This window comes from Streptacidiphilus sp. PAMC 29251 (assembly GCF_054208735.2).
The window spans coordinates 5,918,457-5,940,110 of sequence record NZ_CM135725.2; the positions used below are offsets into that span (position 1 = coordinate 5,918,457).

General features: G+C 68.6%; 22 protein-coding genes and 1 pseudogene. 6 read left to right on the forward strand and 17 right to left on the reverse strand.

Annotation, left to right across the window (positions count from 1 at the left end; genetic code table 11):
* Positions 1 to 209: 209 nt before the first annotated feature.
* The 8 genes from ACXKR8_RS28215 to ACXKR8_RS28250 form a co-directional block, all read right to left on the reverse strand.
* A complete protein-coding gene (locus tag ACXKR8_RS28215; RefSeq protein WP_458267387.1) occupies positions 210 to 2,927 on the reverse strand; it encodes a hypothetical protein in 2,718 nt (905 codons plus the stop codon).
* Complete coding sequence (locus ACXKR8_RS28220) at positions 2,924 to 3,157, reverse strand: hypothetical protein (RefSeq protein ID WP_458267388.1); 234 nt, start codon at positions 3,155 to 3,157, stop codon at positions 2,924 to 2,926. Before ACXKR8_RS28220 ends, ACXKR8_RS28215 begins: the two co-directional genes overlap by 4 nt.
* Before the next feature lie 96 nt (positions 3,158 to 3,253).
* A complete protein-coding gene (locus ACXKR8_RS28225; protein ID WP_458267389.1) occupies positions 3,254 to 3,700 on the reverse strand; it encodes a hypothetical protein in 447 nt (148 codons plus the stop codon).
* Positions 3,697 to 4,134 (reverse strand): hypothetical protein, encoded by a 438-nt coding sequence (locus ACXKR8_RS28230; protein WP_458267390.1) that lies wholly within the window; start codon positions 4,132 to 4,134, stop codon positions 3,697 to 3,699. Before ACXKR8_RS28230 ends, ACXKR8_RS28225 begins: the two co-directional genes overlap by 4 nt.
* Complete coding sequence (locus ACXKR8_RS28235; RefSeq protein ID WP_458267391.1) at positions 4,131 to 4,361, reverse strand: hypothetical protein; 231 nt, start codon at positions 4,359 to 4,361, stop codon at positions 4,131 to 4,133. The genes ACXKR8_RS28230 and ACXKR8_RS28235 overlap by 4 nt, the downstream gene beginning before the upstream one ends.
* Positions 4,358 to 4,786: a hypothetical protein gene (locus ACXKR8_RS28240; RefSeq protein WP_458267392.1), complete on the reverse strand. Its 429-nt coding sequence runs from the start codon at positions 4,784 to 4,786 to the stop codon at positions 4,358 to 4,360. Before ACXKR8_RS28240 ends, ACXKR8_RS28235 begins: the two co-directional genes overlap by 4 nt.
* Positions 4,787 to 4,802: 16 nt before the next feature.
* Complete coding sequence (locus tag ACXKR8_RS28245; RefSeq protein ID WP_458267393.1) at positions 4,803 to 5,183, reverse strand: hypothetical protein; 381 nt, start codon at positions 5,181 to 5,183, stop codon at positions 4,803 to 4,805.
* Complete coding sequence (locus ACXKR8_RS28250) at positions 5,183 to 5,425, reverse strand: helix-turn-helix domain-containing protein (RefSeq protein ID WP_458267394.1); 243 nt, start codon at positions 5,423 to 5,425, stop codon at positions 5,183 to 5,185. Before ACXKR8_RS28250 ends, ACXKR8_RS28245 begins: the two co-directional genes overlap by 1 nt.
* 165 nt (positions 5,426 to 5,590) lie before the next feature.
* On the opposite strand from ACXKR8_RS28250, the gene ACXKR8_RS28255 reads away from it, so the two are divergent.
* The 3 genes from ACXKR8_RS28255 to ACXKR8_RS28265 are packed head-to-tail and all read left to right on the forward strand — an operon-like array spanning position 5,591 to position 8,528.
* Positions 5,591 to 6,298, forward strand: coding sequence for a hypothetical protein (locus ACXKR8_RS28255; RefSeq protein ID WP_458267395.1), 708 nt, complete (start codon positions 5,591 to 5,593; stop codon positions 6,296 to 6,298).
* Between the two features lie 20 nt (positions 6,299 to 6,318).
* Positions 6,319 to 7,626: a tyrosine-type recombinase/integrase gene (locus ACXKR8_RS28260; RefSeq protein WP_458267396.1), complete on the forward strand. Its 1,308-nt coding sequence runs from the start codon at positions 6,319 to 6,321 to the stop codon at positions 7,624 to 7,626.
* 29 nt (positions 7,627 to 7,655) lie between these two features.
* On the forward strand, positions 7,656 to 8,528 hold the full coding sequence (locus ACXKR8_RS28265) for an SURF1 family protein (RefSeq protein ID WP_458267397.1): 873 nt from the start codon (positions 7,656 to 7,658) through the stop codon (positions 8,526 to 8,528).
* Between the two features lie 59 nt (positions 8,529 to 8,587).
* On the opposite strand, the gene ACXKR8_RS28270 is transcribed toward ACXKR8_RS28265, so the two are convergent.
* The 4 genes from ACXKR8_RS28270 to ACXKR8_RS28285 all read right to left on the reverse strand — a co-directional run bounded on the left by ACXKR8_RS28270 (position 8,588) and on the right by ACXKR8_RS28285 (position 12,724).
* A complete protein-coding gene (locus tag ACXKR8_RS28270; protein ID WP_458267398.1) occupies positions 8,588 to 10,504 on the reverse strand; it encodes a S9 family peptidase in 1,917 nt (638 codons plus the stop codon).
* 123 nt (positions 10,505 to 10,627) lie between these two features.
* Positions 10,628 to 11,092 carry an MFS transporter gene (locus ACXKR8_RS28275; RefSeq protein ID WP_462099890.1) on the reverse strand — a complete coding sequence of 155 codons (465 nt, stop codon included), beginning with the start codon at positions 11,090 to 11,092 and terminating at the stop codon, positions 10,628 to 10,630.
* A gap of 17 nt (positions 11,093 to 11,109) precedes the next feature.
* A complete protein-coding gene (locus ACXKR8_RS28280) occupies positions 11,110 to 12,135 on the reverse strand; it encodes an MFS transporter (protein ID WP_462099891.1) in 1,026 nt (341 codons plus the stop codon).
* Between the two features lie 133 nt (positions 12,136 to 12,268).
* Positions 12,269 to 12,724 (reverse strand): tellurite resistance TerB family protein, encoded by a 456-nt coding sequence (locus ACXKR8_RS28285; RefSeq protein ID WP_458267400.1) that lies wholly within the window; start codon positions 12,722 to 12,724, stop codon positions 12,269 to 12,271.
* Positions 12,725 to 13,177: 453 nt separating this feature from the next.
* Here ACXKR8_RS28285 and ACXKR8_RS28290 point away from each other — a divergent pair, with 453 nt between their 5' ends.
* Positions 13,178 to 14,419, forward strand: coding sequence for an amidohydrolase (locus ACXKR8_RS28290; RefSeq protein WP_462100704.1), 1,242 nt, complete (start codon positions 13,178 to 13,180; stop codon positions 14,417 to 14,419).
* Positions 14,420 to 14,578: 159 nt separating this feature from the next.
* Complete coding sequence (locus tag ACXKR8_RS28295) at positions 14,579 to 15,301, forward strand: DsbA family protein (RefSeq protein ID WP_458267402.1); 723 nt, start codon at positions 14,579 to 14,581, stop codon at positions 15,299 to 15,301.
* A gap of 62 nt (positions 15,302 to 15,363) precedes the next feature.
* On the opposite strand, the pseudogene ACXKR8_RS28300 reads toward ACXKR8_RS28295, so the two are convergent.
* The 3 genes and pseudogenes from ACXKR8_RS28300 to ACXKR8_RS28310 all read right to left on the reverse strand — a co-directional run bounded on the left by ACXKR8_RS28300 (position 15,364) and on the right by ACXKR8_RS28310 (position 17,351).
* Positions 15,364 to 15,848 (reverse strand): annotated as a pseudogene (locus ACXKR8_RS28300) (macro domain-containing protein).
* A gap of 97 nt (positions 15,849 to 15,945) precedes the next feature.
* Positions 15,946 to 16,830: an ATP-grasp domain-containing protein gene (locus tag ACXKR8_RS28305; RefSeq protein WP_458267404.1), complete on the reverse strand. Its 885-nt coding sequence runs from the start codon at positions 16,828 to 16,830 to the stop codon at positions 15,946 to 15,948.
* A 65-nt stretch (positions 16,831 to 16,895) separates the two neighbouring features.
* A complete protein-coding gene (locus ACXKR8_RS28310; RefSeq protein WP_458267405.1) occupies positions 16,896 to 17,351 on the reverse strand; it encodes a GNAT family N-acetyltransferase in 456 nt (151 codons plus the stop codon).
* A 329-nt stretch (positions 17,352 to 17,680) separates the two neighbouring features.
* On the opposite strand from ACXKR8_RS28310, the gene lysS reads away from it, so the two are divergent.
* Positions 17,681 to 19,324, forward strand: coding sequence for a lysine--tRNA ligase (lysS, locus tag ACXKR8_RS28315; protein WP_458267406.1), 1,644 nt, complete (start codon positions 17,681 to 17,683; stop codon positions 19,322 to 19,324).
* 440 nt (positions 19,325 to 19,764) lie between these two features.
* Here the strand turns inward: lysS and ACXKR8_RS28320 are convergent, their stop codons facing one another.
* Both ACXKR8_RS28320 and ACXKR8_RS28325 read right to left on the reverse strand, forming a co-directional pair.
* Positions 19,765 to 20,148, reverse strand: a complete 384-nt coding sequence (locus ACXKR8_RS28320) for a DNA-directed RNA polymerase subunit alpha C-terminal domain-containing protein (protein ID WP_458267407.1) — start codon at positions 20,146 to 20,148, stop codon at positions 19,765 to 19,767.
* Positions 20,149 to 20,340: 192 nt separating this feature from the next.
* Complete coding sequence (locus tag ACXKR8_RS28325) at positions 20,341 to 21,627, reverse strand: ISL3 family transposase (RefSeq protein ID WP_458267408.1); 1,287 nt, start codon at positions 21,625 to 21,627, stop codon at positions 20,341 to 20,343.
* Positions 21,628 to 21,654: the final 27 nt, after the last annotated feature.

Genomic DNA, 21,654 nt, shown 5'->3' on the forward strand with positions numbered 1-21,654 from the left:
CTCCTTGGGTGACTTTCTGTGGTGTCGGAAGCTTGGGTGTCGGAAACGGACTTTCCGACAGTGGTTCGCGGAACGACCTGGGGTTTCGCGCGTTTCGTGAGTCTCATCTAGCTCGTTTTGTTTGTTAATGTCCGCATTCGCCGTGAGCCGCTGTCGGAAGATTCGTTTCCGACATTCCGACATTCCGACAGCACTCTCAGTAGTCACGGCTACTCCGGTACGGCCGAACCGGCGCCCAAGAGCGCTCCATCGCCTAGGCGAACTAGCCAGCCCTGCTCGACCCCGTAGTGCAGCGCCGTCGGCCACAGCGGATCGTCGGCCCCAGATGCCCGGTACCTGTCGCGGTCCGTCTTCGCCACGGACGCCCGATTGACGTCGCGTACCGGGACCTCGTCGCCGTGACGGACAAGGAAGCGGTAGGCGCGCTTGGCGACGTTCACGACGGACGGGTGTACGCCGTTCACCGTCTCGTACACCGCAGCTTGCGACTCCACGGCCGTCAGCACGGCCTCCGCCCGCCGCGCATCCATCTCGACCCGGAGGCGCCGCTTCGCAGCGTCCTGCACGTTGTCGCGAACTCGCCGAGACGTCTGCCACATCACCTTGGCCATATCCCAGTCGTCCGCCGTGATGACTGTGCGCCCGTGCAGGAGAGCGAGCAGCGCGGCGCCCTTCACCCGCCACAGAGGCTCGTGTGTGTCCAACGGGAATTCTTGGCCGCGGCCGAAGGAGATCTCCAGTGCGAGGTCGTCGAGTGCCTGCGTGACCTCAGCGGGGACTGGGATGATGGTGTTGCGCAGGGACGCCACCCAGTTGGTGACAGGGATTTCCTCGCCGCCCCGGGTGGCGACGGTGACTGGCCCTGTCCTGGCCGGCCGCTCCTTCGGAGTGTCGGGACCGAGCGTCGCGTGCGCCCAGGCGAGGCGTTGCGGGAGGCCGATGGCGCCCATCTCCAACAACTTCGCAGCGGGTTCCTCCTGTACACCGAGGGACATAGACAGCGTGTAGGCACCCTTGGGTAGGGCGCGGCGCCGCTCGACCTCGGCGTTGGAGGTGCCCTGGCGCTCGCTCATCCAGGCCTTGCAGAGGACGCCGTTGAGCGTGGCCGCGGCGGACATCTGCGCCATGGCATCGAGGACGCTGCCTTCGGTGGCAAGGGCGTAGCCGCGGGTCCTCTTCTGGACGAGGACCTTCTTCTTTCCGGTGTCGTCGTCGGGGTCGGCCTCAAGGTCGAGATAGGCGGCGATCAGGCCCTGTCCGGTGGAGATGTCGATGTAGGCAAGATCGATGCTGGGGAAGGGGGTTAGTTCTTCTGCGGTGTTCTCGGCTTGGCCCTTGCCGCTGCCGGACGGGCCGAACAGCCCGCAGTACCAGCAGAGAGTGGCGGGCTGATGGATGCCGTTGTCGACACGGACCGTGGGGTCCGCCATGGCTGCGACGCGAGCAAGGAGGGCGTGCAGGACAGCGTCGGGTGAGGTCCGCCGGGCGCGCGCCATCTGACGAATCTGCAGGAGAGCATGCGTGGCGTTCCAGAAGGTTTCAGGTAGCCGATCTTCGGAAAGTGCACCAGTCCCAGGAGTGGAGTCCGCTCCCCCGCCTTCCGGCATCGGAGCATCTCCCTCCTCGGCGGAGCCCGCGGCTACCTGGTCTTGCATGCCCGTCCAGTCTTCGTCTGAGAACGAGGGCCCGGTCAGCGGACGGACGGCCTCACTCATGCAGCGGCGCTTGACTTCGGTCAGCACCATGACGGGCAGCGATCCGGCGGCGCCCTGGGTGGGCTTGCCGGCGGCGGCGCGCAGGATGTCCTTCGCTGCCGCGCTGGTGTCACCGCCGTAGTTGAGGAGCGCGTACATCCGGCCGACGGTGAGCTTCTCGCCGGACCGCTGGGCGCCGACGGGGAGGTCGGAGCGTTCGGACCAGTTGATGGCGACGTGGTCGTTGCAGAGCAGGCTGTAGGCGCTGCTCGGGTCGCCCCCGGCGGCGGAGCGGAGCCATTGTTCGCGGCCGTCGCTGTGAAGGCCGCGGTAGTTGAACCCGGCGGGCTCTAGGACGTCGCGGAACCGCAGCGTGTCGGCGATGACGTCGAGTGGCCCGTCGCCGGAGTGCAGGCGCACGGTTGTCGCGGCCCGTGGCGCCGGGATCGGCTGCTTGGTCCGCGCTACCTTGCGGGTGCGCTTCTCCCGGTCGGCCTGGGCCAGGACCTCGTGGGCTTCGGGGGCCAGCTGCTCCGCGACTGCGATGAGTTGGTCGAGTTCGTAGATCTCGCCGCCGCCGCCGATGATGCTGGTCTGCCGGAACGGCTCTTCCTTGCCGTTGACCGTGCCGATGAGCCGGGTGAGCCGGTCATGATTGCCGACTTCGGTGTCCCAGGTGAAGCCGAGCCGGTAGGCGGCGGCGCCAAAGATGGCCTGCCAGTCGGTGGTGAACTTCTTGATCCGCGCCCGGTCGGCGTCGCCGCCGATGATGTAGGGCGTGATGGCGTAGGCCGGGTTGATACCGCCACCGGAGTTCGACAGCACGGTGGGCTGCAGCGGGATGGCCTCGGCGATGACTTTCAGGGCGTCGTCGGCGTCGGATGGGTGGGGGAGGTCATCGGGGCTGGGCTTGTGGCCGATGGTGCCGTAGTCGCCGTCGGCCCAGATGTAGCTGAGGCAGTGCGCGAGGTCTTCGCCGCCGCGGCCTCTGACTGGTGCTTCGCGCAGGGTGGTGACCTGCACATAGATGCCTTGGGGCCTGCGCTTATCGAGTTGGAGGGCGTATTCCATGGCAGAGTTGAGGCCAGCGGCGTCGGTCTGAAACCGCCGTCCTACCCACCGGTCGGCATCGGAGCAGATGCTGATCAGTCCGGGGCGGCCGGCGTAGAAGCTGAGGTACTCCCGGATGGTGTCCGGGTCGGCCGCGGCGCGAGCGGTGGCGGTCGTGGTCACCTGCTCGCCTCCTTGGCCTGCTCGGCGAGATTGTCGCCGGTCTGGAGAGCAGCAGTGGCGATGCGGCGTGCTGCGGCCCGCATGCAGTTCGGCGAGGGCTGCAGGGCGATGTACTCCGCGATCGGGAACAGCAGCGCGTGGAACGTGTCGCGGGTCGCGTACGGCCCGGTGTCGCCCTCGGGGTCGTCGCGGTCGTCGACACCCAGGCGACGGCCGCTGGTAGTGCTCACAGATGGTGCTCCGCTCTGGCGTGCTGGTCGTTGGGGCCGTGCGGGGCCGGGCGCTGGCAGTGGTGCAAGGGTGTCCAGCGCCCGGCAGAACAGGGGTCAGTCGCCGCTGGCAGTGGGCGGGTCGGTCGTGGCGACGCGGAACTGCAGCAGCTCCAGCTCCAGCAGGACGCGGTGGAGCGGGCCGGCGAGGACACCGGGCAGGACCGCGTCCTCATCGCTCACGTCGGTGTCGCCGAACGCGTCCTGGACCCAGTGCACGTCGTCGGCCTGCAGGTACGAGTGCTCCAGCTCGACGTCCCGGACGAGGCGCTGGTCACGCTCCTCGCCGTGGACGTGCAGGAAGTACTTCTGGAACAGCTCCTCGAACGCGAAGTACCGCTGCCTCGCAGTGAGCTGCTCCCACGCGGCATACCCGTACTCGGTGACGTTCCTGACCCGCGGGTCCTGACTGAGGTGCTGCCGGGCTGCGACCCACGCCACCGCGAACGCGCCGCGGTCGTCGTCCACGGACCGCTCGAAGCGGGCTTCTTCGTCCTCGGTCACTGGTCGCCGTCCTGGTTGCGGAGCATCGCGACGCGGTGCTGGAGGAGTTCGAGTTCGGCCAGGACGTTGGCCAGGGCTTCGGCGTTGACGTTGACGTTCACGTCGATGCCGTGGCCGAGGAACTCCCGGACCGAGTGAAGCGAGTCGGACAGGCTGGCCACGTCGTGGTCCCCGAGGTAGGTCCGGGTCGTGTCGCGGGCCTCGCGGTCGGTGCGCTTGGAGTTCTCCTCCTCCATGACCCGCAGGACGTAGACACCGAGGACGTGGGGCCAGTCGCGGCTGCGCTGCTGCGCGGGAAGCTGCTCCCAGGCGCGCAGGCCGACGAGGTTGATGCTGGCGCCGGGCTTGTTCGCGAGCTTGTCGAACTCGGCGATGACCTTCTGGTAGAGCCCGGGTTCGAGCATGTCCTCGGCGAGGGCGTCGAAGTCGGTCACTGGCCGCCTCCGAAGGAGTCGATGGCGCCCTGCAGCATGTTCTTGATGTGGGGCCGGGTCTCGGTGTCGCGCCAGGCGGTGAAGGCCGCGGCGCGGCCGCCGGCCGTGATGATGTCGAGCGTGCGGTGGATGTCCTGGTCGGTCCAGCCCTGGGCGCACAGCTGGCGGTACAGGGAGAGCATGTGCTGCTCGGCCTCGGTGTACGGCTTGATCAGGGTGACGGTCACGGCGACACCTCGGCGATGATCGCGTCGTACTGGTCGATCATGGTGAGCATCCGCGGGAGGTGGTCCAGGACGGAGGCGACGACGGCGCGGGCCTGGGCGGGGGTGACCTCGACGGCGTTGTTCCCGTCGGCGGCGAGCGCGAGGATCGGGGGCTTGTTCTCCTCGTAGCTTTCGATGACGAGTTCCAGGCACGTGACGGGGTGCTGCTCTCCCGGCGCGGTGACCTTGATCCATCCGGAGCTGCAGGGTTCGTGGGGGTTCTGGCCGAGGCCGCAGAACGTGCTGCCGTAGCGGCAGGTGAACGAGGCCGGGGGCAGTGCGGCCCGGACGGTCTCGATCTGCTGGGCGAGGGTGGTCGTGGTGCTGGCGGGCGTTGGCGCCGGGTCAGCGGGCGGCAACACTGCCGCGGGTGAGAGCATGGTCATGGTGGTGCGCCTCGATCTACTGGTGGGTACCGGTGTGGGTGGGCGTGCTGCTGGCAAGCGGAGTCGGGACGGCAATCCCGGCTCCGTTGCCGTTCCGGGGCCGGCTGGCGCGGGTGCGCCGGGGCTCCGGGGGCTTGAGCGTGGGGTCCAGGTCGGGGTTCGACCGGGAGTCGGCGGCCTCGTTCTTGGCGAGGTGCCGGTCGAGTTCGGCGACGCGGTACGTGACGCGGCCGTCGCTGATGAAGCTGGCCGGGCCGACGCGGCGCTCGCGCATCCTGCGCATGGCCTTGACCGTGCGGTTGACGTAGGCCGCCGCCCCGTAGACGTCGAGGACGACGGGCTTGACCTCGGTCTTCATGCCGCTGGTGATGGCCGGGAGTTCGATGGCGGTAGCCATCAGGCGGCCTCCTTACTTCCCACGTACGGCGCGAGGAGCTTGGCCAGCTCGCGGAGTTCCAGCACTACGGCGACACGGTGTAGGGCATCAACTGAGAGTTGCTTTTGCCCTCGTTCGACCTTCGAAAGATGACCCGGGTCGATGCCCGAGCGTTGGGCTACGGTCCGCAGCGTCAGCCCACGTGCAGTACGGACTGCGCGTAGGGGCGAGCGATCCGGTCTAGAGGACGGATCAAGTTGCATGGGTGACACGTTAGGGGAAGATGTGGCCTGGGGGCAAGGTGATCCGTCCTCTAGGCAAGGTGCATCTTGCCCGGGTGTTGGCCTGGGGACTACACTCGGTGCATGGGAAAGAAGAAAGACGACCCGCAGTCGCCTCCTACGGAGGCATCCCGTAGGACATACGCCATGCTCATCAACAACCTCGTCTCCGTGAACCTCAATAGAGCCCGCAGGCTTGAAGGCTGGACGCAAGAAGAGGCCGCGCGAAGACTGCAAGAGGTTAGTGGTAAGCCGTGGACTGCGTCATCGCTCGGCGCGGCAGAGCGTTCTGTAAAGACTGGCCGGACGAGGGAATTCAACGCCAATGAGCTGATTAACTTCTGCATCACCTTCCGTCAGCCGCTTGCGTTTTTCTTCATGCCACCGTCGACTAGTAGTGACATTGACTTCAAATTTGTTCTTCATGGAAAGTTCGTCGAAGGGGCTTCTGTCGTTCAGATCTCCGAATATGACCTTCTGGCTGCCACTGTCCCTCTACACCACTCGTCCCTGGTAGTCGATGATGTGCAGGCGATTTTGGCCAAGCGGGATCAAACTTGGGATCCAAGCACGGGCAAGATCGGTTGGCTGCGCCCGGAAGAGCATTGGGCCGGGGCAGACGGTGACGAGCCGGGACAGAACGCGCCATATTCCGATAGCCTGATTGCAATGGCGGCAGAGTGGGGAGTGGATCCGGGCTACCTTGTCAAGAATATGACCCCGGAAGTCATGAAAAAATACGTCGAAGACAACGCCGACTTCATTGCTGAGAATCTAATTCTTCAGATCCTGAAGAGTAACTCGAAGCCAACGGATACGTCGGGCGGTGACGGTTTGACGCCGCCACCCTTCTAATTAGACCTACTGGAGGGGCGATGCCTGGTTACATCGAGGACCGTTGGCTGAACAAGCGGCCGGATCCGGTCACGAAGAAGCGTGAGCGGACCGACCGGTGGGGCACCAAGACGAAGCGGTACAAAGTCGCGGGCATTCCTGGCGTCCGGGCCCGGTCCTTCGTCGAGAAGGAGGACGCGAAGACCTGGTGGGCGAAGGCCTCGAACGAGTCCACCCAGGGCACGTTCATCGACCCGCGCGACGGCACGATCCTGATGGACGACTACATCCGCACCAAGTTCGTCCCCGGCATCAAGGGCTCACCGAACAGCCAGCGCGTCATCGGCCACCGGCTCAACCACATCCGCCGCGAGCTGGGTGCCAAGGAGATGCGCGCGGTCGACGCCGCGATGCTCCGGGCCTTCATCGTCACCCTGTCCAACCGGCCCCTGGCACCGTCCTACGTCGCGGACATCCTCAGCACCCTGTCGACGATCTTCGAGACCGCCATCGAGGACAAGCGGATCGCCCGCAACCCGGTCCTGTCCAAGACCGTGTCCGCGCCGAAGGACACCCAGGAGAAGCGCGAGGCCTGGCCGGCCGCCACGGTCCTGGCAGTCCTGAACGGCATCAGCGCCCGCTACCGGGTCGCGGTCGCCATCGGGGCCGGCTGCGGGCTGCGGCAGGGCGAGGTGTTCGGCCTGGCCGAGGACGACATCGACTTCGCCCGCGGCGTCATCCACGTGCGCCGCCAGGTCCAGTGCGAGGTCACCAAGCGGTACTACCGGCTCCCGAAAGGCGGGAAGACCAGGTCGGTCGACATGCCCGACTCGGTCGCCGCCGAGATCCGCAACCACATGAAGCGCTACCCGCCGCACATGATCGGGCTGCCCTGGCTCAAGCCCGGCGCCACCGAGCAGCGGGAGCACGCCCTGCTGCTGTACACCACCCAGCACAACGCCATCCGGGCCCGCGCCTGGGACGTCGACATGTGGAAACCGGTCCTGGCGAAGGCCGGCGTCATCAAGCCGCTGCGCGAGGGCGGCAACCACTGGGAGTACGAGGCGGCGCGCAGGGACGGCTTCCACGTGCTGCGTCACACCTACGCCTCGCACCAGCTGGAGGCGGGGGAGTCGGTGGTGACCCTGGCTCGTTGGCTCGGGCACTCGTCGTCTACCGTGACTTTCGAGCACTACGCGCACTTCCTCCCGACTGCGGGGGCGAAGGGCCGTGCGGCGATCGACGCTCTCCTCGGTGGTGTGTCGGAGCCGTTCGGGTCTCCCCAGAGACTCCCCAGGAGGTTTACGATGATCGACGGGAAGCGGAAGATGCAGGTCAACAGGGCATGACGACCCCTACCGCTAGTCATCGTGGTCGTGTGTACCGGTTTCTGCTCACCCCCCGCTGGCTCGGCATCCACCTGCTCGCCGTCCTGGCCGTGCCGGCCTGCCTCTGGTTGGGCGTCTGGCAGCTCAGCCGGTTCGAGCTGCACAGCCACGCCGGCGGCCACGCCGCCGCGCAGGCCGCGGAGCTGAACCGGGCCGTCGCGCTGGCCCCGCTGCTCAAGGGCCCGGACGCGCAGACCGTGACGGCGGCCGACGTCGGCCGTGAGGTCACCTTCTCCGGCCGCTACGACACCGCCCACCAGCTGCTCGTCCCGCAGCGCACGGTGAACGGGAAGTCCGGCTACTTCGTGCTCACCCCGCTGCGTCCGACCGGCGGCGGCCTCCCGATCGCCGTGGTCAGGGGCTGGACGGCCGTGGCGAGCGCGGTGCCGGCCGCACCCACCGGCACGGTCGAGCTGCACGGACGGCTGCAGACCTCCGAGGACGCCAGCACACCCGAGGTCATCAGCAGCGGCGGGCTGCCCGCCGGGCAGGTGGGCATGATCAGCCCGGGCACCCTGGTCAACCTGCTGCCGTACTCCGTCTACGACGGCTGGGTCGCCCTGGACAAGGGCACCGCGGGCGGCGGCAACGGTGACAGCGCGACCGGAAACAGCGGGGCCGGAAGCGGGGCCGGCGGCGCGGCCGCGCTGACGCCGGTCCCCACCTACCAGCCGTCCGGCGGCGCCGGACTGACCCTGCGCGCGTTCCAGAACCTCGGCTACACCCTGCAGTGGTTCGTCTTCGCGGGCTTCGTGGTCTTCATGTGGGCGCGGTTCGTGCGCCGCGAGGCGGAGCTGGTGCGGGACCGCGACCTCGGGCTCACCCCCGCACCCGTACCCGCACCCGGCCTCGTCGACCGCTGACCGCTGACCGCTGACCACTGAGCGTCGACCGCTTAGCGCCGACCGCCCGGCCCCCGGGCTCAGCCCAGGTGGCGGGCCACGAAGTCCAGCTCCAGCCGCAGCTGCTTGACCCGCTCCGTCACCACCAGCGAGCCGTGCCCGGCCTCGTAGCGGTACACCTCGTGCACCTTGCCGAGCTTCTCCAGCTGCCCCACGTAGTTCTCGATCTGGGCGATCGGGCAGCGCGGGTCGTTCAGCCCGGCGCTGATGTGGACCGGCACCCGCACCTGGTCCACATACGTCAGCGGCGACGAGGCCGCGTAGCGTTCGGGGACCTGCTCGGGGGTGCCGCCGAGGACGGTGCGGTCCATCGCCTTCAGCTCCTCCATCTCGTCGTGGTACGCCGTCACGTAGTCCGCGACCGGGACGCCGGCCACGCCGACCGCCCAGTCGTCGGGCTGGGTGCCGAGGCCGAGCAGGGTCAGATAGCCGCCCCAGGACGCGCCCCGCAGCACCAGTCGGGCCGGGTCGGCCAGCCCGGAGTCGACCGCCCAGGCCCGTACCGCCGCGATGTCCTCCAGCTCGATCAACCCGACCCGGACCCGCAGCGCGTCCGTCCAGGCCTGGCCGTAGCCGGTGGAGCCGCGGTAGTTGACCCGGACCACGGCGAAACCGTGGTCGATCCAGGCGGCCGGCCGGGCGGCGAAGGCGTCGCTGTCGTGCCAGGTGGGCCCGCCGTGGATGTCGAACACCACCGGGAAGGGCCCCTCACCCGGCGGACGCTGGACCAGCGCGTGGATCGGCCCGCCGGGCCCGTCCACCCAGACGTCCTCGACCGGTACGGACGGCGGGGCCTGCGGCCCGGGCGCGGCCAGCACCACCGCCCCGCTGGTGGAGCGGATCACCGGCGGCTCGGCGGCCGAGGACCAGAGGAACTCCACGCTGCCGTCCGGACGGGGGCTTGCGCCGGAGACCGTGCCGGGCGGGGTGTCGAGGCGCCGCAGCGCACCGGTGGCCAGTACGTAGCGGTAGAGCTCGCTGCGGCCGTGCCGGGTGTGCTCGACCAGCAGCGCCGAGGCGTCCGGGTACCACGCGGCGGAGAGGTCGCCGGGTTCCTGGTACGGCAGTTCGATCGTCAGCTCCTGGACGGTGCCGTCGGCAACGTCCCAGATCAGCGGTTCCCAGCGGCCGTGGCGCTGATGGGCCACCAGCATCCGGGTGTCGCCGGGCAGCGGGGCGAAGCCCTGGCAGGAGAGGTCGAGCGGCTGGTCGCGTCCGGTCACGTCGTCCAACTCGCCCACGGTGCTGCCGTCGGCGATGCGAAGCACCCGCAGCGCGGAGTGCATGGCGTCGCCGTGCTCGGTGTGGTCGATCGCGAGCAGCGTCCCGTCGTGGGAGAGGTCGGCGACGCCGGCCGACTCGCGGTGCCGGTACACCTCGACCGGCTCCGCGCCGGGGCGCGACAGGTGCAGTGTGGTGCCGTCCTCGTCGGTGCAGCGGCCGACGACGGCCAGGCCGTCCCGCCCCAGCGCGAGCCCGGCCGGGTACGAGGCCGGCAACCCGGGGACTGCCTCTTCATCCGGGACGCCAACTGACGCCAGATCAGTTGACGGTCCGTCATTTCCCTTGCTGGTGAAGGGCTGCCGACGCCAGATGCCGAACTCGTCGCCGTCGGTGTCGTCGAACCACCAGAGCCACTCGCCGTCCGGGCTGAGGGCGGCGTCGGTGGTGCCGTGGGCGCGGTCGGTGGCCTGGCGGCTCGCGCCGGTGGCGCGGTCCCACACGTACACCTCGTAGGTGCCGGTGGCGTTGGAGACGAAGAAGCAGCGCTCAGGGGCGTCCTCGGCCCACTCGGGCAGGCTGACCTGGGCGGCGTGGAAGCGCTGCTCCCAGGCCGGGAGGCGGCTGAAAGCGGCTGCGGCGTCCGCCGCGTCGGCGGCCGGGCTGCCTGGTGCGGTCTCTGACGATGGGGCCTGCTGCGGCGACTCGGGACTCATGCCCCCATCCTGCACCGTGCACCAACCACCGGCCACCATCTATCCGGAGACCAGGAAGCAGCACAGGCCGGCGCCCCGCCGACCGGGGTGGTCAGCGTTGTCGGGACGCCCCACTACCCGCCGTCACCAGCGCGACCACCGCGAAGCCCGCCAGGACGACGACCGCGGTACGGGCACCGGCCGCGCCGGGAACCAGGTGCAGGTGAGCGTCACCGCGGCCACGCCCAGGGCGGTGCCCATGCCCCGCCCCATGTTGACCATGCCGCCCCCAGTGCCCGCCGAGGACTGCGGGATGGCCCGCATCACCAGGGTGTTGTTGGCGGGGGTGAACACCCCGAGGGCCAGCCCCAGCAGGGCCAGCGGCAGCGGCAGTACGGAGGAGGTGAACGGCAGCAGGGCCATCAGCGCCAGCGCCAGTACGGACCCGGCCGCCCCGGCCCGGGCCCGGGTGCGGTCGTCCCAGCGCGTCGGCAGCAGGTGGTCGGCCAGGGTCGCGGCCAGGGCGAAACCGAGCGGCAGCGCGGTCAGCACCAGGCCGGCCAGCAGCACCGAATCGCCGTTCCGGGCCAGCACGACCGGGACCAGCACCAGCGGGCCGAACAGGATCAGATAGCCGCAGAGGCCGCCGGCCAGGCCGGAGCTATCCCGCCCACCTGCCCCGCCTTCCCTGCCTTCCCGGCCCGTTCGGACCGCCCCGCCCGCCCTGCCCGCCCCGCCCGCCCTGCCCGCCCCGCCCGTCCCGGCCGCCCCGACCGCAGCAGGTCCAGGTCCACCAGCGGGTTGGCGCAGGCCGACTGCCGCCGGACGAAGCAGCGGCCGATGCCGACGGCGGCGGCGAACAGCACGGCGGCGGTCCAGAGCGGCGGCCCCAGTCCCGAGCTGACGGACAGTCCCAGCATCCCGGCGGTACTGGCGCCCGCCAGCAGCAGCACGCCGTAGCCGTCCACCTTCGCGCCCCCGTCGCGCTGCCGGGTGCGGGGCAGCAGGAAGTGTCCCGCGACCAGGGCGATGATCCCGATCGGGACGTTGACCAGGAAGACCCAGCGCCAGCCCACGGTCGCCACCAGCGTGCCGCCGACGGTGGGGCCGAGGGCCAGGCCCACCGCCTGTCCGGCGGCCTGCATCCCCAGCGCGCTGCGCATCCGGCCGGGCGGGGCGCTGGTGGTGACCAGCGCCACACTGTTGGCCTGCATCAGCGCCGCGCCCAGCGCCTGCACCGCCCGGAACGCGACCAGCGCCAGCAGGCCGGGCGCGAGCCCGCAAGCGGCGGAGGCGGCGGTGAACACGGCGAAGCCGTACAGGTACATCAGCTTGCGGCCGCGGGCGTCGGAGAAGCGCCCGGCCGGGACCAGCAGGGCGACCAGCGCCAGCAGGTAGGACAGCGACACCCACTCGACGGCGGCCGGTCCGGCGTGGAACGCGCTGCCCAGGGGCCGGTAGGTCAGGGTGACGATGCTGGCGTCCAGCTGCCCCATGAACGCCCCGAAGCAGACGGTGGCGACGGCCAGCCGCCAGGCCCAGGGGCGGGTCCTGATCCTGTCCGGACGGGGGCGCTCCCTGGTGAGCACGGCCCAGCCGCGGGGTGCCGTCCCCGGAGGGAAGGCGGAGCGCGGCGGGTCGAGGGGCAGCATGGGACCAGTTTATATCGGTGACAGACATAATCTGACACCGAAGAAAGGGCGGCCCCTCCCGGGACCGCCCTTCGCCCGTGCTGCCCTCTGTCCGTGCTGCCCTCCAGCCAGAGGCCGAACTCAGAGATCGAACTCAGAGATCGAACTCCGAGGGGGCGATCCCCACCGCGTAGCAGGCCTCGCGGACGATCGCCTGCTCGGTCTTGTCGAAGTTGCCGTCGGCGCCGCCGATGACGATGCCGATCTGGATCACGGCACGGGCCTCGACCGGCTTCTTGCTGGTCTTGCCGATCGTCTGCAGCACGCTGACCTTGCCGAAGTCGAAGTCGGCGGTCAGCTTGCCGCAGTAGTCGTTGAACCGGGTCTGCAGATCGTCGGCGGAGAAGTTCTGCAGCACCTCGTTCGTCGCGATCAGTGAGGCGACGCGCTGCCGCTCCGATGGGTCGATGGAGCCGTCGGCCGCGGCGACCAGCGCGCACATCGCCATGCTGGCGTCACGGAACGCGCCGCTCTTGAGGTCGTTCTTCTTGGCGTTGAGCTGCGTCTGCATGGTGTTGGCCGAGTCTTTGATGCGGTCCCACAGGGCCATCTGACTTCTCCTCTGTCACGGATACTGCTGCTGCCGCGACAACGCTCGACCGTCCCGCGACGTGCCCGGGGCGCTCGCCCCTTCGTCGGCGCGCTGCTGCTGTTCGGCGTGCGCGGCTCCGGCAGCCGGCCGTACTTCGCGGCCGGCACCACGTCAACACCTGACCTGCGTGCCCATCGGATAAGAAATCTGACCATAAGTCAGATAATGGGGGCGTGGCCGTCGACGGTATGGACCGGGATGCCTTCGAGGCGGCCCCCGCCGCCTGCGGCCCGCCGCCGATGCGCCTTCCGTCCCGGATCCCCCGTTCGGATGCCTGGTATTTCCCGGATCCTCCACCGGAAATTGAGGTCGGGCAGCAGGTCAGGCCATATTCAGCCGCTACGAGTTCGGTTTCGTCGGCTCCGGAATCCAGCGGCGTTGCTCTACCCTGAAGTAATGGACGACCCTGCGATGAATACCAACGCCCAACTCGTACAGCCCCACGGTTTCGAACATGTGTCAGCCGGACTGTCCGACAAAGTGCTCGCCGACCTCGAACGATACGCACTTGAGTTCGAGCCTGAGTTGATCAGGTTTCGCAGGGACCTGCACCGCCACCCGGAACTCTCGCTCGCCGAAATTCGTACGACCCAGCAGGTCGCCGATCGCCTTGCCGCCGCCGGTCTCAAGCCCCGCCTCACGCCGGGCACCGGATTGGTCTGCGACCTGCCGTCCAGGAATGGCGACAGGCCGGCCCTCGCCCTGCGCGCCGACCTTGACGCATTGCCCGTGCTGGACGAAAAGGACGTCGAATACCGCTCGATCAATTCCGGCGTCAGCCATGCCTGCGGCCATGACGTCCACACCGCGACCGTCCTGGGCGCGGGCCTGGTCCTGGCGGAGATGTCGAAGCACCATGAACTTCCGGTCCCGGTCCGCCTGATCTTCCAGCCGGCCGAGGAGGTGCTCCGCGGCGCCACGTCGATGATCGAGGCCGGGGCGCTCGACGGGGTCGGCCAGATCATGTCCCTGCACTGCGACCCCAAGATCGATGCCGGCCGGATCGGACTCAGGACCGGACCGCTGACCTCGGCCTGCGATCTGGTGAAGCTGACGGTGACCGGCCCCGGCGGGCACACCTCGCGTCCGCACCTGACCACCGATGTGGTCTTCGCCCTCGCCTCGATGGTGACCGCGCTGCCGGGGGCGATTACGCGAAAGCTGGACCCCAGGTCCCCGGTGTCGATCGTCTGGGGGCACATCGATGCCGGCCACACGCACAACGCCATTCCGGTGAGCGGAATCGCTGAAGGAACGATCCGTTGCATGGACGAGAAATCCTGGGTGCTGGTCCCCGAACTCGTCAGGGAAGCGATCGTCGGCATGGCGGCGTCCTACGGAGTGACCGCCGAGCTCGAGTACACCCGCGGGGTTCCCCCGGTGGTCAACGAGGCAAAGAGCATCGAGCTGTTCACCAGGGCGGCCGAGACGGCCCTCGGGGCGAAGGCGATCACCGAGACCGAGCAGAGCCTCGGCGGCGAAGACTTCTCCTGGTACCTGCGCCAGGTGCCCGGTGCGATGGCCCGCCTGGGCGTGCGCCAGGTCAACGCAACCACTCCGCTCGACCTGCACCAGGGAAGTTTCGACGTCGACGAGAGCGCCATCGGCGTAGGGGTACGGATGCTGGCGGCGGCCGCACTGCTGGTGGCCTAGCAATCCCGCCCCCTTTTTGTCGCGCGCCGGACGTTTCAGTGACCTTCGACCTGCTCTCTGGGGACGTGTGGAGGGCTCCGCAGGTGCCCGCGGCTGCCTAGCGTGGTGGGGGGCGTGCGAGGACGCGCCGGTGCGTGTACTCCAGGGAAGGGTTGTGCCATGTCCGGGCGAGGATCGACGAGGATTGCGGTCGCGGCGGCAGTGGCCGCCTGCGGCATGCTGGTGGCGACGGTGGCGAGTTGCGGGTCCACCAGCAGCGGGCCGGCGGCCGCGGCGTTCTCGGTCCAGAGCCATGCGGGCTCATCCGCGCTGGGCAGCCTCCGCTCCACCCTCGCTGCCGACGGCACGTCCATAGTGGTGGGCGACGCCAAGGCGCCCACCACGGTCAAGGTCTACGAGGACCCGCGCTGCCCCTACTGCAAGAAGGCCGAACAGGCGGCCGGCCCCGTGCTCGCGGACCTGGCCGCCCAGGGCAAGATCAAGATCGAGTACACGATCGCCTCCTTCCTCGACCAGCGACTGGGCGGCACGGGATCCGCCGCCGCGGCGAACGCCCTTCGCGCCTCCGTCGAGGCGGGACAGTTCCCCGCGTTCCACGCCGCGCTCTACGCCAACCAGCCGACGAACGAGTCCGTCGACCTCTTCACCTCCGCCAACCTGCTGAAGATCGCCGAAACGGTTCCTGGCCTGGACACCGCCGCCTTCCGCCAGGCGGTCAAGAACCGGACCTACCAGCAGTGGGTCAAGGACAGCCAGGACAGTTACACCGGGGCAGGCCTGAAAGGCACCCCCACCATCCAGGTGAACGGCAAGGACGTGGCCCCCGAGGGCGCGATGTACAACACCACCGCCTTCAACTCCGCCCTGCAGGCGTTGCTGTAGCCCTGTAGCCCCGTGGCCACCGTTACTGCTGCCGCGGCTTCCCCGGCCGTCTCCCCTTGGGCCTACCGTCCAGCATGCTCGTAGACCGTGACCGGTACGCCGGCCGTGACCAGGCGCCCGATGATCAACGGCTCGATTCGCTCCCACTTGCCCCTGCCAGGCCGCAGCCGATGCGTGGCATGTGCACCGATGCGTTCAACTCGGTGGCACGGCCGGCGACAATGCTGAGCGCGGCATCGACGGCCTCGTAGCGCACAGGTACGCCCTTGCTGCCGGTGCGCATCCCGTGCTGGCCGATCATGTTCGCCACCCACAGCAGTCGCCCGACCTGGACCACCTGCGCGGCCCCCAGGCCGAAGTCGTTACCCGCCCGTTCACGGTGCCAGCGCCGGTACGCGGCCTCCGGCTCGGGCCAGCGCTTCGAGACCGCAAGCACGAAGCCCTTCCCCCAACCGCCCAGGTCATTGCAGACGTGAGCAATCACCTTCGGGCCCTTGCCCAACGGCAATGTCGCATCGCCGCGTACGTATTCGATCCCCGTCCCCATATTCGCCAAGGTATCCGGCCGCACTGACACTCAGGGTCGATCATGCCGGGACTGCCCCACGTGAGTGTGGGCCTGCGGCGGCCGGTTCGCTGGGTTCCTACGCCTCTGGGTCGGGGTCAAGGGCGAGCAGCGGTCCGAGCAAAGTGACCGGGTCGGTGCTGCTGGGGAGGTCGCTGACCTGCCCGTCGCCGACTTCGATGACGCGCCAGGCGCCGTCGGTGCGCTGCGCGAGGTCAGTGGTGATGAACCGGCAGCCCAACTTCCGCACCAACGGGCGGATGTGGTCGAGAGCAGGTGTGGGCCGCACGTCGGGTGTGTCGGGGTGGGCGGTCGTCAGTACCGCTTCACCGTCGAGCCACCACACTCTGGCCTCTCCAACTACCCGATGGAGGTCCTCGAAGGCACGCAGGACGATACCGCCGGCCAGGGAGTCGTCCTGGAGTTCGACCAGGCGGGACACCACCCCGTGGACCGCCGCAGTGTCGGCGAGGTCGGGCAGGTAGCAGGCCTGTTCCCAGTCGTGCTTGCGGGATTTGACGAAGTCCTTCACGATTCCCGGACCCGCCGGGAGTTCTGCGGCGGCCCGGGCGAGCGCCTGCCGCTCCGGTGCCTGGTTGGGCGCGCAGGCGATCCAGGTGCTGGCTGGTGTGGCCTCGGCGAAAGCGGCGTACCAGCCGGGGAGTTCATGGGCTGCTCGGTACATCGCCGGTGTCGTCAGCAACTGCACACCACGTTCGGCCAGGGCAGCGTCCAGCTGCGCGTAGGCGGCGACGGGGACCATCCAGCCGCGGTACCAGACCGCTCCGAGGCCGCGCGGTATGCGCCGCACTGCCTCGTCCGTGCGGCCGAGGAGCAGCGCGTCATGGTCCAGCAGCGCCACCTCCGCACCGGCCCCGCGGGCGGCCGCCGCCTGCGGGGCGAAGTACGGGTCGCAGCGCGTCGGCCGAAGCGGATCGTTGCACAGCAGCAGGGAGGTGGTCATCACTCCACGGTAGGGGTCGGGCAGGTCCCGGGACCGGGATTATCGGCGGCCTCCGGGGATCGCTCTCAGAGCGTCCTCGTCATGAACGCACTGCTCGGGTCGGTTGTGTAGTCCGCGAACGGCTCGCAGGAGTGGAACCCGAACTTCTCGTACAACTTCCTTGCGGGGAGGAAGAATTCAGCCGATCCGGTCTCCAGGCTCAACCGGGTGAACCCCGCACGCTGAGCCTCGGTGATGATGTGTGCCAACAACAGGGATGCGATCCCGCTCCGCTTGCGTACCGGCCGGGTACGCATCGCCTTGAGCTCCGCGTGACCCGCGTCCAACCTCTTGATCGCGCCGCAGCCCACCAGAAAGCCATCGTCCAGCACCGACCAGAAGGTGATCCCGGGCTGGCGCAGCCCGTCGAGATCGAGAGCGTGCTTGCTCTCCAAAGGCGTGATGGACCGCATTTGTTGGACATGCTCATCGAGGAAGCGGGCGATCTCCGGTCCGGAGAGGTCATCTGCCACGATCTTCACTGTGCTCTCCCTGTCTGCGGGCCCTCGGTGCAGCACGCACCCGGTCGGATTCCCAGGACCGCAACGGGGTCGGCTCTGGCCCCGGTCCCGGTCCCCGGGTCGTTCGACAAGTCTCCCACCTGCGCATACGACACCGGCGCGGACCAGGCGAACGAGAGGGGCCACCGGTGTCGATCAGCGCGCGGAGGCCTCGCCAGCAGCGGACGTCCCCTCCCTGCCGACGGTTTTATGGCCGACGATGTGGCTGCGGAACCCCTACCCTCCTTGTAATCGAGTGACCGAATTCCCCCAGGAGGCACGACGTGGCTGGCGTGAAGCAAGGCGATTGGGTGGTCGCAGCAGCGGACCAGGTCATCGCCGAGGGCAAACGCCGCGGGCCCGACGCGTCTCCGGTCTGCGCTTCCGGGATCAGTCCTTCTGGGCCGATTCACCTGGGCAACCTGCGGGAGATCATGGTTCCGCACTTCGTCGCCGACGAGATCCGGCGTCGGGGGCTGGCGTGCAGGCACATCCTGTCCTGGGACGACTACGACCGGCTGCGCAAGGTTCCGGCCGGTGCGCCGACGTCCTTCGCTGAGTACATCGGACGGCCGCTGACCTCGGTGCCGGACCCGTGCGGAGAGCACGCGAACTGGGCCGAGCACTTCAAGGTCCCGTTCCGCGCCGCGCTCGCGCAGCTCGGGGTGGAGGTCACCGAGATCAGCCAGACGCAGAGGTACACCTCCGGCGCGTACCGCGAGCAGATCCTGCACGCGATGCGGAACCGGGCCCGGATCGACGCCGTGCTCGGCCGCTACCGCACCGCGAAGAAGGCCGAGCCGCCCGAGGCGGCGGACGACGGCCAGGCCGACGACGACCCGCTGCCGGGCCCCGAGTACTACCCGTACAGGCCGTACTGCTCGCTGTGCGGCCGGGACACGACGACCGTCACCTCCTACGACGAGGGCACGACCAGGATCGATTACACCTGCCAGTGCGGTCACGCCGACGGGTTCGACCTGGACCGGACGGACGGCGGCAAGCTGGTATGGAAGGTGGACTGGCCGATGCGCTGGGCCTTCGAAGGCGTCACCTTCGAGGCCGGCGGGGTCGACCACTCCTCCCCGGGTTCCAGTTTCACCGTTGGATCACAACTGGTCCGGGAGATCTTCGGCGGGCATCCGCCCTCCTACCTGGGCTACTCCTTCGTCGGCAGCAGCGGCTCCGCCAAGATGAGCGGCTCCGCGGGCGGGGCGCCGACCCCGACCAACGCGCTGCAGATCCTCGAGGCTCCCCTGCTGCGCTGGCTGTACGCGCGGCGCAAGCCGAACCAGGCCATCACGGTCGCCTTCGACCAGGAGGTCAACCGCCTGTACGACGAATGGGACGCCCTGGGCTGGAAGATCGAGGCCGGCCAGGCCGAGCCGGGGGAGTCGGCGGTACGCGCCCGCGCGGTCGGCACGGCGTCGCGACTGCTGCCCGCGACGGAGCGGGTGCTGCCCTTCCGTACCCTCGCGTCGGTCGCCGACATCACCACCGGGGATGAGGACCAGACGCTGCGGATCCTCCGGGACCTCACGCAGGACGACCCGCTGGAGAGCCTGGCGCAGGCCCGTCCGCGGCTCGACCGCGCGCAGGAGTGGATCACCAGCTATGTGCCCGCAGAGGAACGGACGCAGGTTCGCAGCGAGCCAGACCTGGCTGGCCTGGAGCGGCTCACCGCAGCCGAACGCGAGTTGATCAAGCTGCTCCTGGACGGCCTGGAGCAGCACTGGTCGCTCACGGGGCTCACCACCCTCGTCTACGGAGTGCCGAAGCTGCAGGCCGGGCTGACGTTGGATGCCGTGCCGACGCCCGAACTCAAGTCGGCCCAGCGTGCCTGGTTCTCCCTGCTGTACACACTGCTGGTGGGCAAGGACACAGGTCCACGGCTGCCCACACTGCTTCTGGCCCTCGGCACAGAGCGCATCCGCTCACTCCTGAGCCCGACGTAGCAAGAAGCGAGGGTGGCTGCCGGGCGATGTTCCCCGACAGCCACCCCTCCCCGACCGGGCAACCGGCCCTGAGCCCGCATTCGCCCACGGCGACCCCAGACCCTTTGCTGACGTCTCGTCAGCACTGACGTGCCAGGGAAAACCCTGCCGGTTTGCTCCAGAGATTCTCCACAGAGCCCCCCGGGCAAAGCATCAGGGCCGGTACTCCCGAAGGAGTACCGGCCCTGACCTGCTGCTATACCGTCGGGGTGGCGGGATTTGAACCCACGGCCTCTTCGTCCCGAAGCAATTCGGTGAAGTGTTCGACATGCACCTACTGTCCCCTTGACCTGCTGGATCGGTGTCCAGCCATCCGTAAATGTACGGCTGAGTGCGGGGCGGTTGTAGCGCAGTTAGACACGCAGTCGGCACATCGTGGTCGCGAGCATCGAGCGCACGCGTCAGCCGGACAGGTACTCCATCACGGCCGCCGTTGCGATGTTCATCATCTGGCGCGACCGTACTGGGCCGACCCCCTTCGCCTGCTGAAAGTCCTTCTCGGAGGCTGCGAGAATCTTTCCCACCGTATCGAAGCCAAGTTCCTTAAGCCGTCCACGGGCAAAAGCAGTCATGTCCAACTCGTCAACGGTTCGACCAAGCTGCGATTTAATGAACTCCTGTCGCTCCTCGTCCATTTTTTCGACATCGAGGCGAGCAATGCTCTCGTAGGCTTCATGGTTCGCCCCAAATTCGATCGTCCGCTTGATCGATATGGATCCCCGCAACCAGTTTGTCACGGCAACCGGATCGGCTTCGGGGCCAGTTCGCGTTCCGATATTCAACATGTAACGGGTCCCAGTGAGGCCGCGAGTCGCCACTAGGCCGCTTCCAGCCTCGTGGAGAATTCCACTGTAACAGAGGAGGCGAAGGGCTTCCTTTACGGCGGCGGGAGCATCATGATGAATCCATAGAAATATTCTTTTGTCAGAATCTCCTGTTTGGCGCTGCTTCTTTCGCAGCATAGGTATCACGGGTCATCAAAGTTGATGGGTCGTCAGCTTTCCGCGTGCCCTTCGGGTGGTTGCGCAGTGTGATCGCAGGCGTTGGCTCCGGCGGTTTCGGAAGCCGTAGGCCTTGCGGGCTTCGAGCTTGATCACGCGGTTGTTGCCTTCGGATGCGGCGTTCGTTATGCCGGTTTTGATGTAGTTCTCGATGCCGTGCCACCACTGGTCGACGGTTTCGGCGAGGGTGACCAGTTCGACCAGGTAGGGGCGGTCGGCACAGAAGGCCTGGAAGCGGTAGCGGGCGGCGGAGACCGCGGAGCGGTCGGGAAGGACGTGGGCGTGCTTGGCGGTGAGCCGCAGCAGGTCGCGCAGGAGCTCCTTGGCACGCCAGCCGTCGAGGATCTGCTTGCCGTAGGTACCCATATCGGTCAACTCGTCGGCAAGCGTGGCCAGTTCTGTGGTGGTGAGGTCTTCCTTGTTGCGGCGCAGGAGCTTGCGGACGCTCCAGACGGGGTCGCCCTTGCGGGCGCGGCGGCCGTGGTGCCTCCAGGTGAGGCGGCGGCGCAGGTCGGCCAGGTGGCGCTGGGCGAGCTGGACGACGTGGAAGCAGTCCACGACGATTCGGGCGTGGGGCAGGGCGGTGCGCACGGCGGCGCGGAAGGTGGCGCACAGGTCGATGGCCACGTACCTGACCCGCTGTTTCCAGGTCTCGGGCTGGAGGGTGAGCCAGGCGGCGACGGAGGCGGCGTTGCGGCCCTCGACCTGCCCGAGCAGGCCCTGGCCGCCGACCGCGTCGACGAAGCCGATATGCCAGGCGTCGGCGACCAGTTCCCATGTGCCCGTTTCGGGGTTCTCCCGCCAGACCGGCTTGCCCCTGCGGGTCTCGTCGATGCCGACGGCCTCGGTCACGGGCGGCTGATCAGGCAGGACGAGCTCGGCGTACTGTTCGAAGGCAGCTTGGGCAGTGGGCCAGGAGATGCCCAGGTCACGGCCGGCCTGTACGACCGTGCGGCCGTCGTCGGCCACCACGCGTCCGGCCTCGCGCCGCAGCGCGCGGGTCAGCCGGGCCCCCGCTGGCACCTCGCGGACCTGCTCGGTGAACGAGCCGCGCGGGCACAGCGGTTCCGCGCAGAACCAACGGGACTTGTGCCAGTGCAGATCCACACGTCGTCCACCGTAAGGAAGTTGGCGGGGGCGGGTGAGACGTGGGCCCTTCCTCGTCGTGGAGAGCACTCCGCACTCCGGGCATGCCCGCGCACCCTCGTCCACCGTCGCCACGTGCACGACGAGAGCCGGCCCGACCTCCTCCACCTTGATCACCCCCAGCCCCTCCAGGCCCAGCAGCAG